10 protein-coding genes are annotated in these 17524 nt (G+C 38.0%); all 10 read left to right on the forward strand.

From position 1 onward, the window contains the following. Positions 1 to 144: 144 nt before the first annotated feature. The 10 genes from ACNSTQ_RS05640 (at position 145) to ACNSTQ_RS05685 (ending at position 17313) form a co-directional block, all read left to right on the forward strand. Positions 145 to 2115 (forward strand): methyl-accepting chemotaxis protein, encoded by a 1971-nt coding sequence (locus ACNSTQ_RS05640; RefSeq protein WP_418198870.1) that lies wholly within the window; start codon positions 145 to 147, stop codon positions 2113 to 2115. 508 nt (positions 2116 to 2623) lie between these two features. Continuing rightward, on the forward strand, positions 2624 to 3964 hold the full coding sequence (accC, locus tag ACNSTQ_RS05645) for an acetyl-CoA carboxylase biotin carboxylase subunit (RefSeq protein ID WP_418198871.1): 1341 nt from the start codon (positions 2624 to 2626) through the stop codon (positions 3962 to 3964). 44 nt (positions 3965 to 4008) lie between these two features. Then, a complete protein-coding gene (locus tag ACNSTQ_RS05650; RefSeq protein ID WP_418198872.1) occupies positions 4009 to 4638 on the forward strand; it encodes a TetR/AcrR family transcriptional regulator in 630 nt (209 codons plus the stop codon). Positions 4639 to 4655: 17 nt separating this feature from the next. Next, on the forward strand, positions 4656 to 5159 hold the full coding sequence (accB, locus tag ACNSTQ_RS05655) for an acetyl-CoA carboxylase biotin carboxyl carrier protein (RefSeq protein ID WP_418198873.1): 504 nt from the start codon (positions 4656 to 4658) through the stop codon (positions 5157 to 5159). Positions 5160 to 5205: 46 nt separating this feature from the next. Further along, positions 5206 to 6750 carry an acyl-CoA carboxylase subunit beta gene (locus ACNSTQ_RS05660; RefSeq protein ID WP_418199124.1) on the forward strand — a complete coding sequence of 515 codons (1545 nt, stop codon included), beginning with the start codon at positions 5206 to 5208 and terminating at the stop codon, positions 6748 to 6750. A 143-nt stretch (positions 6751 to 6893) separates the two neighbouring features. Continuing rightward, complete coding sequence (locus ACNSTQ_RS05665; protein WP_418198874.1) at positions 6894 to 9014, forward strand: methylmalonyl-CoA mutase family protein; 2121 nt, start codon at positions 6894 to 6896, stop codon at positions 9012 to 9014. Next, a complete protein-coding gene (gene scpA, locus ACNSTQ_RS05670) occupies positions 9011 to 11203 on the forward strand; it encodes a methylmalonyl-CoA mutase (RefSeq protein WP_418198875.1) in 2193 nt (730 codons plus the stop codon). Before ACNSTQ_RS05665 ends, scpA begins: the two co-directional genes overlap by 4 nt. Then, a complete protein-coding gene (gene meaB, locus ACNSTQ_RS05675) occupies positions 11196 to 12320 on the forward strand; it encodes a methylmalonyl Co-A mutase-associated GTPase MeaB (protein ID WP_418198876.1) in 1125 nt (374 codons plus the stop codon). Before scpA ends, meaB begins: the two co-directional genes overlap by 8 nt. Before the next feature lie 454 nt (positions 12321 to 12774). Further along, a complete protein-coding gene (locus ACNSTQ_RS05680) occupies positions 12775 to 13839 on the forward strand; it encodes an EAL domain-containing protein (RefSeq protein ID WP_418198877.1) in 1065 nt (354 codons plus the stop codon). A gap of 240 nt (positions 13840 to 14079) precedes the next feature. After that, positions 14080 to 17313, forward strand: a complete 3234-nt coding sequence (locus tag ACNSTQ_RS05685) for a BTAD domain-containing putative transcriptional regulator (protein ID WP_418198878.1) — start codon at positions 14080 to 14082, stop codon at positions 17311 to 17313. Positions 17314 to 17524 lie beyond the last annotated feature (211 nt).

The following is a 17524-nucleotide window of genomic DNA, read 5'->3' on the forward strand; positions in this document are numbered from 1 at the left end:
ATGACTTGTGTTTATAGTCACGAAAAAATAACTAACATTCTTGAAATCGCTTCATTTTCGAGGCGCTGATCAGTATTAGGGAATCATAACTAATGAGTTACAGCGCAAAAGAGAGATTATATAGAAATGGGTGGGGGGAATATCATGAAAAGTTTAAAAATGAAATTATTATTCGTCATGCTACCAATCGTTGCAGTTGCATTAATTGTCGTAGCCTACATCAATCAGGATAAGGCGAAAGATTTTTTAGAAGTTGAATTTACTGAAAAATCAGAGATTAGTTTAGAAAACGCGCAACGATACATTAACCATTACTTTGAACAGCGTATTAGACAAGTTGAAGTAATGGCTAACACGGAGACATTAAAGTCTAATGACAGGGAAGATATTGTGAACTATATTATTTCAGAGTTTAATCGAACCAGTGATTATGAAATGATATTATATTCAGACCTGAAAGGAAATGCAATTTCACAAGGTCGAACGGAAGCTGACGTATCAAATCGTGATTATTTTATTCAAGTATTGGAAACCAATGAAACTGCTGTTTCAGAGCCAATCGTATCAAGGGCAAGTGGTGAACAAGTAGTAGCCATTGCAGTTCCTGTTCATAATGGTCAAAAAAATATTGGCGTAATTATAGCAACAATCCCAATCGGAGAAATTGTGCAATTAGTATCAGAATTACAAATAGGTGAAAAGGGGTATGCGTTTCTTGTTAACCACTTAGGAACAATCATCGCTCATCCTAATCAAGACTATATTGGGGAAGTAAATTTATTAGAAACAGACAATGAACAATTAGCTAGTATTGTTTCATCCACATTGCGAGGTGAAACTGGAGCGGATCAGTTTGTAGATAATGGGCTGGATAGTTTTGCCTACTATACTTTAATTCCAGCTACACAAATGGGTTTAATCATTTCCGCCCCGGTCGAAGAAATTACAAGTAATCTATCTTATTTAGCTATGTTATCTTTTGTGACTACAGCAGTCGTACTAGGCTTTACGTTTATCATTATTATTATCTTTGCAAGAAAGTTAGTCACACCTATTCAGAGACTAAGTGAACTAACAACAAAGGTTGCACAAGGAGATTTAACGATTGCTTCAGAATATGAGTCAAATGATGAGGTTGGTACTCTCGGCTCCAACTTTAATGCCATGATCAAAAAAATCCAGGAATTATTATTAAGAATTGAAAAAGTATCTACAACAGTAAAGACGTCATCAGATGTAATGCTTATTTCAAGTGAAGAAACGAAAAGTTCAGCCGAACAAGTGGCAGTAACGATTAATGAATTAGCATCTGGTACGACAGATATTGCAGATTCAGTTACGAACACTACAGATCGAATGAATACGATGCTAAATACGGTTAATAAAATTGCATGCTATACGGATGATGTCATTGCAACATCGTCTCAAAGTAAAGATGTTGCTTTTAAAGGACAGGGATCAGCAGAAGCTGCGATTGTCAGTATGAATGATATTCATCAATCAGTAGATCAAGCAAAAATGATCATTAGAAAACTCGATCAACAATCTAGAGAGATTGGTAATATTATTGAAATAATTACAAACATTGCGGAACAAACGAACTTATTAGCGCTCAATGCCTCCATTGAAGCAGCTAGAGCTGGTGAACAAGGTAAAGGATTTGCGGTAGTTGCCAATGAAGTAAGAAAACTCGCAAAGGAAACAAATGAGTCTGCAACAAAAATTGCAACGTTAATTCATGAAACTCAAGAAGAAAGCTCCCGTGCGGTTCAAGCGATTGAAGGTGGATCTAATGTCGTACAAGACGGCAAGAAAACAGTACAAGAAGCCGGTGATGCATTTCGAGAGATCGCGACCTATGTTGAGAGTGTATTATCTAAAAACACACAAATTCACGATGCTGTTCAACAATTAACAACGATTGGCCAAGAAATTGGACAAGATATGGAAAGCATATCTGCTGTTACCGAGCAAGCTTCAGCAGGTGCAGAGGAAGTAAGTGCCACGAGTTACGAGCAAGCGGAATCAGCAAGAAAGATTGCAGTGGATGCACAAAGCTTAGCTAATCTAGCAGAGGAGTTACAAGATTTAATGAAACAGTTTAAAATCAATTAATAGGTTATATGCAAGTAAAACACCCGAACATGAATAGATACAAAAAATAGATTAAGATTTCCCGAAGATTTTTCGGGGAATCTTTTTTCTATGTCGACTATAAAATAGACTGTCTTCGAAAACTTTGTTATTTTATTTTCAAAAGCTTCACGCATAGCGTGAAGAGCCAAGCATTCGCTTGACTTACGGTCCAAAAGCACGGAGCAACAATCTTTGTAAAAAGAGACATTAAATAAAAAAAATTTAATGCAAAATGAGTGAAAACAAAAAACAATGTTAACTAATAATTGCTTAGTAGTTTATAAATATTAAAATTTCGTGTACCTAACTTGATCATAAAACGAATCGTTAACTATATAACTATTGCTTGTTAACAATAGTGAGTTAAAGACTAGTTTCAAACAATACCTTGACAATTCTCGTTAATTTTCATAAAATTCAGGTATACAGACTGACTAGTCGGTCTTGATAAAAAAGAAGGCTGTATAAGCGGAAAAAGGGTGAGAGAATGTTTAAAAAGGTATTGATTGCCAACCGAGGAGAGATCGCTGTCCGAGTTATCCGTGCTTGTAGAGAATTAGGTATAGAGACAGTAGCTGTTTATTCAGAAGCAGACAAAGAAGCATTACATGTTCACTTAGCAGATGAAGCATATTGCATTGGACCACACCTTTCAAGTAAGAGTTACTTAAATATGATTAATATATTAAGTGTTGCAGTGAGTACTGGAGCAGATGCTATCCACCCAGGCTACGGGTTTTTAGCTGAAAATGCAGATTTTGCTGAGAAATGTGCGGAGCATAATATTACATTTATCGGTCCTTCACCAGAAGCGATCAATAAAATGGGAGCAAAAGCAGTTGCTCGTGATACGATGCAAGCAGCAGGTGTTCCAATCGTACCTGGTACGGATGGAATTATTGAGGATATTGAAGATGCACTCGTTACTGCTAGAGATATCGGCTTCCCTGTTATGGTTAAAGCAACAGCAGGCGGTGGTGGTAAAGGAATGCGTGTAGCTCAGACTGAGGCTGATTTAAAAAAGGCAATTTCAATGGCTCAGCAAGAAGCTGAAACCGCTTTCGGTAACCCTGGTGTTTATTTAGAAAAATTTGTTGAAGAACCGCGCCACGTTGAAATTCAAATTATTGGTGATAGTTTCGGAAATGTTGTCCATCTAGGAGAGAGAGATTGCTCTATTCAACGTCGACACCAAAAATTAATTGAAGAAGCACCATCACCAGCACTTGATGAAGAACTACGCACAAAAATGGGTGAGGCCGCTTTAAAAGCAGCTCAAGCTGTTAGTTACTGCGGAGCTGGTACGGTAGAATTTTTATTAGATAAACATAAAAACTTTTATTTCATGGAAATGAATACTCGTATTCAAGTTGAACATCCTGTATCTGAATTAGTAACAGGGGTAGACTTAATAAAGGAACAAATATTAGTAGCGAGTGGTGTTAAACTTTCATTTACTCAAGAAGACATCCAAATTGATGGATGGTCAATTGAATGTCGTATTAATGCGGAAAATCCAGATAAAAACTTTATGCCATCACCAGGAAAGATTGAGATGTATTTACCACCAGGTGGATTAGGCGTTCGAGTTGATAGTGCTGTATATCCGGGCTATACGATTACACCATTCTATGATTCAATGATTGCAAAGTTAATCGTTCATGGTAGAGATCGTGAAGAAGCTATTGCGAGAATGAAACGAGCACTTAATGAATTCGTTATAGATGGTGTTGAAACGACGATACCGTTCCACCTTCGACTTTTAGAACACCCAGACTTTATTTCTGGTAACTTTGATACAAAGTTCTTAGAAAAAAATAAAGTTTAATATTGGTTTCTAAGTCGACCGTCAGAAATGGTAGGTGAATAGTAATGACACAATCAACTAAGGAGCGAATAACTGAAGCAGCGCTTCATTTATTTGAGGAAAATGGATTTCATGCAGTTACAGTTGATAAAATTGCAAAAGCGAGTGGTACTTCAAAGGGTGGTTTCTATCACAATTTTAAATCAAAAGACGAATTACTCTATACCATCCATGATTCATTTATCACGTATGTATTAGACAAAGCGGAAGAAGCCTACCAAACCTTTAATACTCCAGCTGAAATTTTATATGAAACTGTTAAATCGTTTGTGATGATGTTTGATATGTACAGGCCACACGTTACGGTTTTTTATCAAGAAAGCTTATATTTAGCACCAGATTACTTTCAATCAATAAAACAAAAACGTGATCGTTATAAAGAAATGATGTTCACAGTTGTACAAGAAGGTATAGACAAAGGGGAGTTTCGTCCAGAGCTTCCGGTACCAATTACATCGATGGGGATTTTCGGAATGATTAACTGGACCTATAAATGGTATAAATCAAATGGACGATATTCAATAGAAGAAATAGCTTCCATTTATGCAGATTTTGTTATGCATTCAATACTTACAAAAGAAGCGCTTGAGAAACAAGAATATCAACGCTTTTTCTTAAAAAATCAATCAAACTAAACTAAGGAGTGTTTTACATGTTTAAAATTACTGATCTTAAAGAACTTATCCGTGCGGTTGACAAATCTACTATTACAGAACTAACAATTAAAGGTGAAGGAAAACAAGAAGTTACGATTAAACGTGGTACGACAACAGAATTCGTAGCACCTGCTGAAACAGCAGCACCAGTAGCAGCACCAGCACCAACGCCTGCACCAGCAGCGGCACCAGCGCCAGCAGCACCAGTTCAAGAAGAAAAACAACCAGAAGCAGCTGTGCCAGTTGTAGAAGACGCAAACCTTCATAAGATTACTTCACCAATGGTAGGAACATTCTATTCTGCTCCATCACCTGACTCTGACCCATATGTAAAAGCTGGTGATAAAGTAACACAAGAAAGTGTTGTTTGTATCGTTGAAGCAATGAAGTTAATGAACGAACTAGAAGCAGAAGTTAATGGTGAAATTGTTGAAGTTTTAGTAGAGAACGGCCAATTAGTTGAATACGGTCAACCTTTATTCCTCGTTAAACTTGCGTAATAGCAGTACTTAAATACCGATCAGAATGGAGGAATAGACGATGGATATGTTTGATAAACTCGATATTATGGAAGAACGCCGCGAAAAGGTTAAACTTGGTGGTGGTGAAAATCGAATAGAAGCCCAACACGCAAAAGGTAAATTAACGGCTCGTGAGCGTATCGAACTTCTTCTTGATGAGGATACATTTGTAGAAATTAATCCTTTTACTGAAACAAGAAGTGCTGAATTTGGTATGACCGAAGCACCTGGTGAAGGTGTTGTAACGGGGTACGGAAAAGTAGATGGTCGCCTCGTTTTCTTATTTGCCCAAGACTTTACAGTGTTTGGCGGAGCATTAGGGGAAATGCATGCTCAAAAAATCGCAAAAGTTATGGATTTAGCCGCTGAAAACGGTGCGCCGTTTATCGGTTTAAATGACTCAGGTGGGGCTCGTATTCAGGAAGGTGTACTTTCACTGGACGGATATGGACATATCTTCTACCGAAACTCTATTTATTCTGGAGTTATTCCACAAATCTCAGTCATTATGGGACCTTGTGCAGGTGGAGCTGTGTATTCTCCTGCGATCACGGACTTTGTGTTCATGGTAGAAAAAACAAGTCAAATGTTTATTACAGGTCCAAAAGTTATTGAGAGTGTAACAGGAGCTAAAATTAATGCGGAAGATTTAGGGGGAGCTCGTGTTCATTCCTCAGTAAGTGGTAATGCTCACTTCACTGCAGCTTCTGAAGAGGAAGTTTTACAAGAAGTTCGTAAGTTAATTAGTTATTTACCACCAAATAACGAACAAAAACCACCAGTAGTAGAGCCAAAAGAGAAGAAGGCTATAAATGAGCGTATCGATGAATTACTTGAAGTTGTTCCTGTTGATGGGACAAAGGTTTACGATGTTCGTAAGGTTCTCACTTTAATTCTTGATGATGGTGAGTTTATGGAAGTCCAGCCTAAGTTTGCGAAGAATATCGTAAATGGTTTTGGCCGTATTAACGGTGAAACAGTAGGTATTGTAGCAAACAATCCAAAAATGATGGCTGGTGGACTTGACATCGACTCTTCGGATAAATGTTCACGCTTCATTCGTTTCTGTGATTGCTTTAATATTCCGATCATTACGTTTGAAGATGTTAGTGGATTTATTCCAGGTGTACAACAAGAACACGGCGGAATTATTCGTCACGGTGCAAAAATCTTATACGCCTATTCCGAAGCAACAGTGCCAAAGATTACAGTCATTCTTCGTAAAGCTTTTGGTGGTGCGTATGTTGCACTGAACAGTAAAGCGATTGGAGCCGATCTAGTATTTGCTTGGCCGAATGCTGAAATTGCGGTAATGGGTCCAGAAGGTGCAGCAAATATTATTTTCTCGAAAGAAATTCGTGAAAGTGATGATCCAGAAGCAACGAGAGCAGCAAAAATTCAAGAGTACCGTGAGCGTTTTGCGAATCCGTATGTTGCAGCGGCAAACGGAATTGTCGATGATGTTATCGACCCACGTGATACGAGAAAGAGCTTAGCAAGTGCATTAGATATGCTTAAAAATAAAAAGAAATCATTACCGAAGAAAAAACATGGAAACATCCCGCTATAAAAAAAGAGTGCGGGCAGGAGAGGGACCTAAAGTAGTTTATATATAATAGATAGAACACGTGGAGAGAGCCGACTCGGTCGGACGGAGTAAATCGTATGATAGTATCATAATAAGAAGGGAGAGAGCGGTAAGTATTCTTTGGAGTGCTTACCGCAACTATTATGGAAGATAAAAAAGCATTAGAACCATTTTGGGAATTTCCAGTACCATCCTATGATGAATGGCGTCAAGTAACGGAAAAGTCGTTAAAAGGTGCTTCTTTTGAAAAAAAATTAGTAACTAAAACGTATGAAGGAATTTCCTTGCAGCCGATGTATCAGCAAAAAGATACACAAGATCTACCTTTTATCGATTCACTTCCTGGACAAAGTCCATTCTTAAGAGGAGCTGGGGCTGTCCCTTCTAAAGAAAAAGCATGGGAAATAAGTCAAGAGCTTACAACATCAACACCTAAACAGTTTAATCTTGTGGCTAAACACGATTTATCGCGTGGTCAAACAGCATTAAATATCGTATTAGATGAGGTTACTAAAAAAGGGCTGAGCTTAGAAGAAGCTAAACAATTGATCGGTCACTCAGGATTAAATGTCACTAATGCAGAAGACATGCAAACGGCAATTGAAGACATCGATCTAGCGAATATTCCTGTTCATATTCACGCAGGAGCTAATTCGGTACCAGTACTAGCAGTTCTTATAGCCGCAGCAAAAAAGAACAATATCGAAGTTCCACAACTACAAGGTGTAGTAGGAATGGATCCGGTTGGACAATTAGTTGAAAATGGTTCGATTGAGTATACATTAGAAGAGTGTTATAACGTGATGGCAGATACAGTGAAATGGTCAACTGAAAATGCACCGTCTCTTCAAACTGTACTTGTAGAAGGAACGCCGTATCATAATGGTGGAAGCAGTGCTGTTGAAGAGTTGGCATTTGCTTTAGCTACAGGAGTTGAGTACTTACAGGCACTTACTTCTCGCGGGGTTTCAGTTAAGGATGCAGCGAAATCGATTCGCTTTGTGTTCTCAGTTGGCTCTGATTATTTTATGGAAATTAGTAAGTTAAGAGCAGCGCGCATCCTTTGGTCTCAAGTTGTAACAGCATTCGGCGGGGATGAAAGTGATGGAACTCTTACTATTCATGCACGAACATCCTCGTGGACGAAAACAAAATACGATCCGTATGTAAATATGCTTAGAACGACTTCAGAAGCATTTGCAGCTGCAGTTGGCGGTGCTAATAGTATCCACGTTAGTCCATTTGATGAAGCAATTCAAAAATCAACACCGTTCTCTCGTCGAATTGCTCGTAATATCTCAATTATTCTACAAGAAGAATCTCATATTGGAAAAACGACGGATCCAGCTGGCGGATCTTGGTACGTTGAAGTGCTAACGAATGAGCTGGCAGAAAAAGCATGGGCACTCTTCCAACAAGTTGAACAAACAGGTGGGATTATCGAGGCATTAAAAGCTGGAATGCCGCAACAGAAAGTCGCAGAAACGAAGGCGAGCCGTCTAAATAACATTGCACAACGTAAAGACATTTTTGTTGGAACAAACATGTATGCTAATACGACTGAAAAAGCAATTGATGTCGTACCAGAAGATGACACAGAGCAGGTCGAGCAATATGTTAGTGAAAAATTGAATGCTGCAGTAGTACCTGTTCAATTCACAGCTGAAACAAATACAGTTGATCAAGCTGTTCAATATGCCCTTAACGGTGCAGCTGTAGCTGATCTTGCAAGCGGTTTACGTCAAACAGAAAGAAGTCTGGTGATTGAACCGATCGTTGCTAGCAGAGGTGCAGAACTGTTTGAAGAACTTCGCCAAGCCAATGAACTATATGCAAAAGAACAAGGTGAGTCGATTAAAGTATTCCTTGCAAACCTTGGACCAATCCCTAACCATAAGGCTCGTGCAGATTTTACTGCAGGTTTCTTTGAGATAGGCGGGTTTGAAGTGATCCGAAATAATGGCTTTATGACAAGTGCTGAAGCAGCTCAAGCAGCGGTTGACTCAAAGGCAAGTGTTGTCGTCATCTGTGGTAAAGATGAAAGCTATCAAGAGCAAGCTGCTGATATTGCTCAATCAATCAAACAAGATAACAAAGAGGTTACAGTTATGATTGCTGGTAAGCCGGCTGAGGAAGATGAAGTGAATTATCATAATGCTGGTGTAGACGAATTCGTTCATCTTCGTTCCAACTGTTATGAAGTTTTACATAAGCTTCAAGTTGAGAAAGGAGTTGTTAAAGGATGACGAAGCCAGATTTTACGAATATTTCTTTTACAGCAGATAAACCTGCTTCTAATTTAGACAACTGGCGCAAGCAAGCAGAACAGACGGCAGATGCTTCATTAGAAGAATTAACGTTTCACACGACAGAAAAAATCGATGTGAAGCCTCTTTATACAAAAGAGGATACGGATGGGATGAAACACCTTGACTATGTAGCAGGGATCGCGCCTTTCTTTAGAGGACCGTATCCAGCGATGTATAAAGCGCGTCCTTGGACCGTTCGTCAATATGCAGGATTTTCAACTGCAGAAGAAAGTAATGCGTTTTACAGACGTAACCTAGCAGCGGGACAAAAAGGTCTATCCATAGCGTTTGACTTAGCCACTCACCGCGGTTACGACTCGGATCACCCCCGTGTTGTTGGTGACGTTGGTAAAGCTGGGGTTGCTGTTGACTCGATCTTAGATATGAAGATCTTATTTGACGGTATTCCACTAGATCAAATGTCTGTATCGATGACAATGAATGGTGCCGTTCTGCCTGTTATGGCTTTCTATATCGTTGCCGCTGAGGAGCAAGGTGTTAAGCAGGAACTTCTTTCTGGAACGATACAAAATGATATTTTAAAAGAATACATGGTACGTAATACGTATATTTACGGTCCTGAAATGTCAATGAAAATCATTGCAGACATTTTTGAATACACGTCCAAGTATATGCCGAAATTCAATAGCATTAGTATTTCGGGTTACCACATGCAAGAAGCTGGTGCTACAGCTGATATCGAATTAGGCTATACACTAGCAGACGGTTTGGAATACGTTAAGACGGGATTAAAAGCAGGTATTGATGTCGATAAATTCGCACCACGCTTATCCTTCTTCTGGGCGATCGGAATGAACTATTACATGGAAGTAGCTAAGATGAGAGCAGGACGACTCATCTGGGCGAAACTGATGAAACAGTTTAATCCGAAAAATGAGAAAGCATTAGCACTCCGTACCCATTCACAAACATCAGGATGGAGCTTAACGGAACAAGATCCATTTAATAACGTAACACGAACTTGTATTGAAGCGATGGCTGCAGCATTAGGCCATACACAATCTTTACACACCAATGCATTAGATGAAGCGATCGCCTTACCAACAGATTTTTCAGCTCGAATCGCTCGTAATACGCAACTCTACCTTCAAGATGAAACAGGAATTACGAATGTATTAGATCCTTGGGGTGGTTCATATTACGTTGAATCGTTAACAGCTGAACTCGTTCAAAAAGCATGGGCTCACATTCAAGAAGTTGAAGAGCTTGGGGGGATGGCTAAAGCGATTGAAACAGGTCTTCCGAAAATGCGTATTGAAGAAGCAGCGGCAAGACGCCAAGCCCATATCGATTCGGGTAAAGAGTCCATAATCGGTGTGAACAAGTATCGTCTAGAAAAAGAAGATCCAATTGAAATTCTTGATATTGACAATACGGCAGTTAGAGAAGCGCAACTTCGTCGACTGGAAAAATTAAGAGCTGAGCGTGATCAAGTGAAAGTCGATGCGGCTTTAAATGCAATCACTCAAGCAGCTGAAACAGGTAAAGGAAACTTACTAGAGCTTTCGGTTGAAGCAGCTCGCGTGCGTGCTAGCTTAGGTGAAATTTCTGATGCGATTGAAAAAGTAGCAGGAAGACATAAGGCGGTGATTAGGTCGATTAGTGGGGTATATAGTTCAGAGTTTGGAGATGCAGAACAAGTGAAAGTCGTTCGTGAAATGACGGACGAGTTTGAAGAGCGCGAAGGACGCAGACCGAGAATTATGGTTGCTAAAATGGGCCAAGATGGACACGACCGAGGTGCTAAAGTTATTTCAACTGCATTTGCTGATTTAGGCTTTGATGTTGATATCGGACCGTTATTCCAAACGCCGGAAGAAGCAGCGTTACAAGCAGTTGAAAACGACGTTCACGTATTAGGTGTAAGTTCGTTAGCAGCTGGTCATAAAACACTTTTACCACAAGTAGTTGCTGAGTTAGAGCGTCTAGGACGCGGCGATATCGCAGTAGTAATTGGCGGGGTTATTCCAGCCCAAGATTACGATTACTTAAAAGAAAAAGGTGCTGCTGCTATTTTCGGACCTGGAACAGTCATTCCAGTTGCAGCTGAAAAAGTACTAGTAGAAGTAAATCGTAGACTTGGTTACGAGGATAGCAATGAGTAACGACGACAGATCTAGACCCGAATGGGCAACAGATCAAGCTGAAGGTTATGCGAGTCACTACCTGAAAGGAACTGAAGGTGGCCATGACGGTATGACAAGCAATAAAAAAACGGTGGCTGGGAGTACGTATCCTCGTCGCCGTCAGCTTTCTGTTGACGATTATGTAGAAGGAGTACTAGCAGGTAATCGTGCGATTATAGCTCAAGCCATTACTTTAGTTGAAAGTAACTCACATAAGCATATCCAACTCGGTCAAGAAGTGTTGAAGAAATTAATGCCGTATACGGGAAACTCGATTCGTATCGGATTTACAGGTGTTCCTGGAGCAGGAAAAAGTACGCTCATCGAAGCATTTGGCACAATGTTATGTGACCAAGGCCATAAGGTCGCCGTATTAGCAGTTGATCCATCTAGTAGTTTATCGAAGGGGAGTATCCTAGGAGATAAAACGCGAATGGAAAATCTCTCAAGAAATCAAAATGCGTACGTCCGTCCGTCTCCTGCTGGTGGAACATTGGGCGGGGTAGCTAGAAAAAGCCGTGAAACTTTACTTATTTGTGAAGCAGCGGGTTATGACGTTATTATCGTTGAAACGGTAGGTGTTGGACAGAGTGAAATCACCGTCCGTTCAATGGTAGACTTCTTCCTTGTGATTATGCTAACCGGAGCTGGTGATGAATTGCAGGGAATGAAGAAAGGTGTTATGGAAATTGCGGATGCCATTTTTATTAATAAAGCAGATGGAAGCAATAAGCAAGCTGCTTTAAACGCCAGAGCGGAATACAATCGGTTACTCCATTTTCTTCAACCGGCAACAAAAGGATGGGAAACGCAAGCTTATACAGTCTCTGCTTTAACAGGTGAAGGTGTACCCAATATATGGGAAGTCATCCAAAGATACGAGCAGGAAACGAAATCCACCGGTGTGTTTGATGAGCGGCGGAAAAAACAAATGCTAGATTGGGTAAGGACATTAATTGAGGATCAGTTAAAAACACGTTTCTACCAAAACGAAAAAGTAAAAGAAAACTTTCCCTCTATCGAAAAACAGCTAATAAATGGTGAAACCTCACCAACACTAGCTGTACAGTCATTACTCAAAATATATGATGAATAGAACTAATTGAAGGTTTTATTTAGTTAGCCATGTTAAATAATACTGTCGATATCCGTTGATTTTGGGCTCATCGTGTGAAATGTTAATTTCCCACTCCTTTCAGGAACTGAAAGGTTAACAGCGCTATTTAATTAAAAAATGCGAGATGTCTCTTTCAAGAGGCACCTCGCATTTTTTGTTCTACTCATACTGCTAATCTAGTTACGAAATAGCAAATAAGTAATGAATTTCTACTTTGTCTTACGCGATTCGCTAAAATCAGTCATGGTTTTTACTATAGAAATAGGATAAAATACTTATAGATACTGTATTTTAGACCATAAGTAACTGGGTATATCTACTAATGAGACGATTTGAATAGTAGGGCTCAGAATATTGAGTGTTGTTTTTTAACTTTTCAATACCATCTCATCATAAAGCTTTATTAAAAAAAAGGTTAATTGGGGGATATAAGATGACAGTATGTTCGAGTTGCTCTTCCTTTCCTGATCTTAGTGAACAAGGGGCATTACTCATTTATTGTAAAATAGAATTTAATTTTCTAGTTTTAGAGAGTTGTATCAAACAAAAGTATGAAGTTGAGTCAGATAAGCAAGTGTTAAAAATACGATATCATTCTTTTACAATGCTAGAACAGATCGTTAATGATATTGACCTTCTGTTACAAGGCAACTCAACAGGGGTGTTTGGAAGCTGGATCGATGACCAAGTAGAAAATCAACCTGTTCTCTTTCCAACGATGACACCATTTGATCAACTACACACACGAATTAGCGATCGTGACTTTGTAACGATTATTAATAAGCGTAAATTCACACATCATATTCAGCCCATTATTCAATTAAATGATGGGAAAGTCTTCGGATATGAATTTTTATTAAGACCAAAAGACACAGATTACCCCTTCTTTCCAGGAGAACTTTTTGCGTTTTCACAACGAGCTGGTTTGCAATCATTGTTAGACAGCCAGGCAAGAATAGGTTCAATTGAAGTTGGTGCAAAGCTTTTAGAAGAGGGACAGAAACGTTTTATTAATTTCTTACCATCATCGATCTATGATCCTAACCATTGTTTAAAGAGTACATTTAAAGTCGTAGAACAATTTAATGTAAATCCGAGTGACTTAGTATTTGAAGTAGTTGAAACCGAGAAAATTGAGAATATAGACCATTTAAAAAAGATTTTTAGAACATACAAACAGCATGGGATACATGTAGCATTAGATGATATTGGAACAGGTTATTCAACGATTGAAGTCTTAAAAGAACTTAACCCAAACTATGCAAAAATAGATCGTCATTTAGTCGATCATTGTGACATGGACAAAGAAAAGCAACAAAAATTAAAAGAGATACAAGAAGTAGCAAATGCGAATGGGATCATCCTTTTAGCGGAAGGAATTGAAAGAGAAGAAGAGTTAGCCTATTGTAAAGAAATAGGTGTTGACCTTGCCCAAGGTTATTGGATTGGAAGGCCTTCAGCTCATCCTTCATCAAATAAATTAATAACAAATATATAAGACTGCCATTTAATTATGGCTGTAGGACAAAAATAATGAAATAGAGGTGAAAATCATAAGTGATTTTCACCTCTATTTTCTATGCTATTTAATAGGTCAGTATTTATTTGTTGTGTTCTATTCGATACGGAGTTAGCAGTATACTTTTGTGAAGCTAAACGATTTTACAATTTAGTATCCTAATATGTACCTTTTTTATGTTAAAATGGGAATATTCAAAAAAAGAGGAGGTTTTACGTGTTGAAAAAAAGAATACCGGTTGTACAAACAAAGTTTACTCCTCCAATTCTTAAAGAAACGAATATTGGGCGCCTTCACTTAATGAGGAAAATGAGAGAAATGGAAAGAAGTCGTTTAACTCTTGTTCATTCAGGGCCAGGCTATGGAAAGAGTACATCGATTGCGTCTTATTTAAAACATCAAGAAAAACGATTTTGTTGGTATTCAATCACAAAAGATGAAGATCATATCCATCCCTTTATTATTCATATGATTTATTCTGTTCAACAACAATATGGTGATTTTGGTCAGCGTTTATTGGACTATTTAATGACAGAAAATGTTCTTAACCTTGAAGAAGAAATTGAATATCTTGCCTCAGAATATGTAAATGAGTTAATGAAAGTAAGAGAACATTTTATTGTAGTTATTGATGACTTTCATCTTGTAGAAGCTAGTAAACCAATAGAAAGTTGGTTATTGTTTATTATTCAGCACCTCCCGAAGCATGTTCATCTTATTATTTCAAGTCGCACACGACCTACATGGGAAGTTTTTACGAAAATGATCGTCCATGGTGATTTAGTAGAGATCACGGAAAGTGAATTGGCCTTTTCAAAAGATGAAGTAGAAGTTTTGTTTTCTGACTTTTATCAGATATCAATCAAAGACGATGAAGTTGAACATATATATAGAAAAACAGAAGGTTGGATTATCGCCATTCAAATGGTTTGGCAGCAAATGAAGTTTGTTGATCATATAAGAGATAATGAATGGGAAGCCGATACGAATGAAGAGTTGTTTCGTTATTTAGCATTAGAGGTATTCTCGAAACAGCAAAAGGACATACAGAACTTTTTACTAAATACTAGTATTTTTGAAGACCTCAACCCTAAATTAATAGAAGAGATTTTAGAAATCAATAATACAAGTGAATTGTTAAATATCTTAGTTCAACAAAACTTATTTATATATCAAGTTGGACCAGATCAATATAGGTACCATGCCTTATTCAAAGACTTTTTACTTCAACAATTACAAAAAGAGTATAGTCTGTATGAGTCACTTCATTTTAAATTAGCGGAGTATTTTGAACAATGTGCTCAATACGAAAAAGTGATTTATCATTATTCGGAAATTAAGGATTATAGAAAAGCAGCAAGTATAATTCAAGCACACGGTTTAGATCTATTAGCCATTGGTAAAATCGATTTGTTATCTAGTTTCATAGAGCATTTATCCGTTTCAATAAAAAACCAATATCCGCTCATTTGGTTTATAGAAGGTGAAACCAACCGATATTTTTGCCATTACGAGAAAGCGCTTACAAACTATAATCAATTAATTCAACTTGCGTGTAAAGAAGGGGATTTAGTTGGTGAGAGCCTAGGAAATGAAGGTAAAGCAAAAATCTTCCTTGATACCATACAACCAGCTAAAGCGGACGACTACTTAGCTCGAGCTATATCTCTAATGGAAAAGAGCAGTAAAAAAGAAATAAGAATCCTTCATCTCTATAGTTTAATGGCAGAAAATCTTGTTAATTTAGGAAAAGCATATGAGGCAGAGAAATGGCTGAATAAGTGTAAACAGTTAGATTCTAATTATGAAAAAGAAGAACTAGAGTCTAGACTGTATTTACGAACGGGACGTCTTGAAAAAGCAAGGCAATTACTCGAGCAATCGAAACAAAAAACAGAAAACCTTAAAGAATTATCACGTTCCCATCGCGAAACAGATTTAATTTTGTCCATTGTGTATTCGTATATGGGTGAAGCAGAGCGTTCCAAACGATTAGCTGAACAAGGGATATTAAGAGGGACCTCGAGAAAAGCGCCATTTGTAGAAGCGTGTGGTTGGATTAGAATGGGGCATGCTGTGCAAATTCAGAAGCGTTATAATCCTGAATTAGCCGTTCATTGCTATGAGACAGCTTTAGATTTAATGGAACAAATTAAGATGTCTAGAGGAAAATCAGAAGCGTACTTAGGACTATGTTTATTATATGGAAAACTAGGGAAATACGAAGCCTCCAAAAACGCAGGAATTATGGCATTGGAAGAACCGACACGAGTAAAGGATGTATGGTTATCCTCATATGTTCATCTAGCTCTAGGAATTGCAACATTCTATGAGAAAAAGTGGGTGGATGCCAAAAAAGAGCTTTTATTGAGCAGTGAGGGGTTCGATCAGTGTGGATGTCGATTTGGAGAAACTGCTAGTTTATTCTGGTTAAGTAAACTAACCTTTGCCAACGAAGAAGTAAGCTTCAGTTCATATATCGATCAATTTTTACGTTGTATTACCCATTATGAGTATGATTTTTTGTTAACTACCTCATCTTTATATGGACCAAAAGATGTACAAGAAGTGATCCCGATGTTAATAGAAGCCAAAAAGCAGCACGTGCGAATGGAAAAAATTTCATCCATATTTGTAAGGCTAGGCTATGAACAATTAACGTTCCATCCAGGTTATACAGTAAAGGTTCAACTCTTTGGAGATTTTCAAGTTTGGCTTGGTGATCAAAAAGTGGCAGATAAGATGTGGAAGCGTGAAAAGGCAAAAGAATTATTTCAACTCTTCTTAACGAAGAAAGGGAGAATGCTTTCAAAAACAGAACTGATTTCCCATTTATGGGGAGAGGTTGAGGAAGAAGCAGCCAATCGAGACTTTAAGGTCGCGCTAAATGCATTAAATAAAGTACTAGAGCCAGAAAGAAAACCGAGAGAAGTTCCTTTTTTTGTTATTCGTGAAGGAAGTATGTACGGGTTAAATGAAGAAGCGTCATTTGATATCGATTGCGTTGCTTTTCGAGAATTAGTGCAAGAAGGAATTGAGGAAACGGACGCTTTTCTAGCTAAAGATAAATTAAAACGTGGCTTAGAATTATATATTGAAGAATTTTTACCGTCTAGAAAGTATAACGATTGGTGCAGTGAAGAAAGAGAGCGATTTTCATTTTTATATTTGCGGGGGTCTGAGAAGCTGGCACAGTTATATTTAGCAGAGGAGGAGTTTGATGAAGCGATTGCTTTATGTGAATCGATTCTTCTCATCGATCGTTGTTGGGAAGAAGCCTATCGATTATTGATGTATTGTTACTATCGAAAACATAACCGTTCATACGCATTAAGAATGTTTGAAAAATGTAGAAAAAATTTAGAGCAAGAGCTTGGGGTTGAGCCGATGGAATCAACCTTTCGTATGCTAGATATCATTAAGGAGCCCGATAATATAGATCAAATTGTATAAGTAATAAAGATGGGTGTAAGTGAATTAACAACATAACCGAAAAAAATGATTATATTTCAAGACAACACAGAAAACATAGATTTTGGCATAATTAAGCCTTTGGGTCCGCTTCCGTTTTGAAAAACATGAAAGAGGTGTCAATCATTATAGGATTGATACCTCTTTTTGTTGTATCTCATCATGAAACGTCTAAGTTACCTATTACCATTCA

Source organism: Alkalihalobacterium sp. APHAB7, assembly GCF_048323755.1.
Classification (GTDB): domain Bacteria; phylum Bacillota; class Bacilli; order Bacillales; family Bacillaceae_F; genus Alkalihalobacterium.

Coding starts and splice junctions, on each gene's coding strand:
- ACNSTQ_RS05640 (WP_418198870.1), top strand. CDS start 145: ATGAAAAGTTTAAAAATGAAATTATTATTCGTCATGCTACCAATCGTT.
- accC (WP_418198871.1), top strand. CDS start 2,624: ATGTTTAAAAAGGTATTGATTGCCAACCGAGGAGAGATCGCTGTCCGA.
- ACNSTQ_RS05650 (WP_418198872.1), top strand. CDS start 4,009: ATGACACAATCAACTAAGGAGCGAATAACTGAAGCAGCGCTTCATTTA.
- accB (WP_418198873.1), top strand. CDS start 4,656: ATGTTTAAAATTACTGATCTTAAAGAACTTATCCGTGCGGTTGACAAA.
- ACNSTQ_RS05660 (WP_418199124.1), top strand. CDS start 5,206: ATGTTTGATAAACTCGATATTATGGAAGAACGCCGCGAAAAGGTTAAA.
- scpA (WP_418198875.1), top strand. CDS start 9,011: ATGACGAAGCCAGATTTTACGAATATTTCTTTTACAGCAGATAAACCT.
- meaB (WP_418198876.1), top strand. CDS start 11,196: ATGAGTAACGACGACAGATCTAGACCCGAATGGGCAACAGATCAAGCT.
- ACNSTQ_RS05680 (WP_418198877.1), top strand. CDS start 12,775: ATGACAGTATGTTCGAGTTGCTCTTCCTTTCCTGATCTTAGTGAACAA.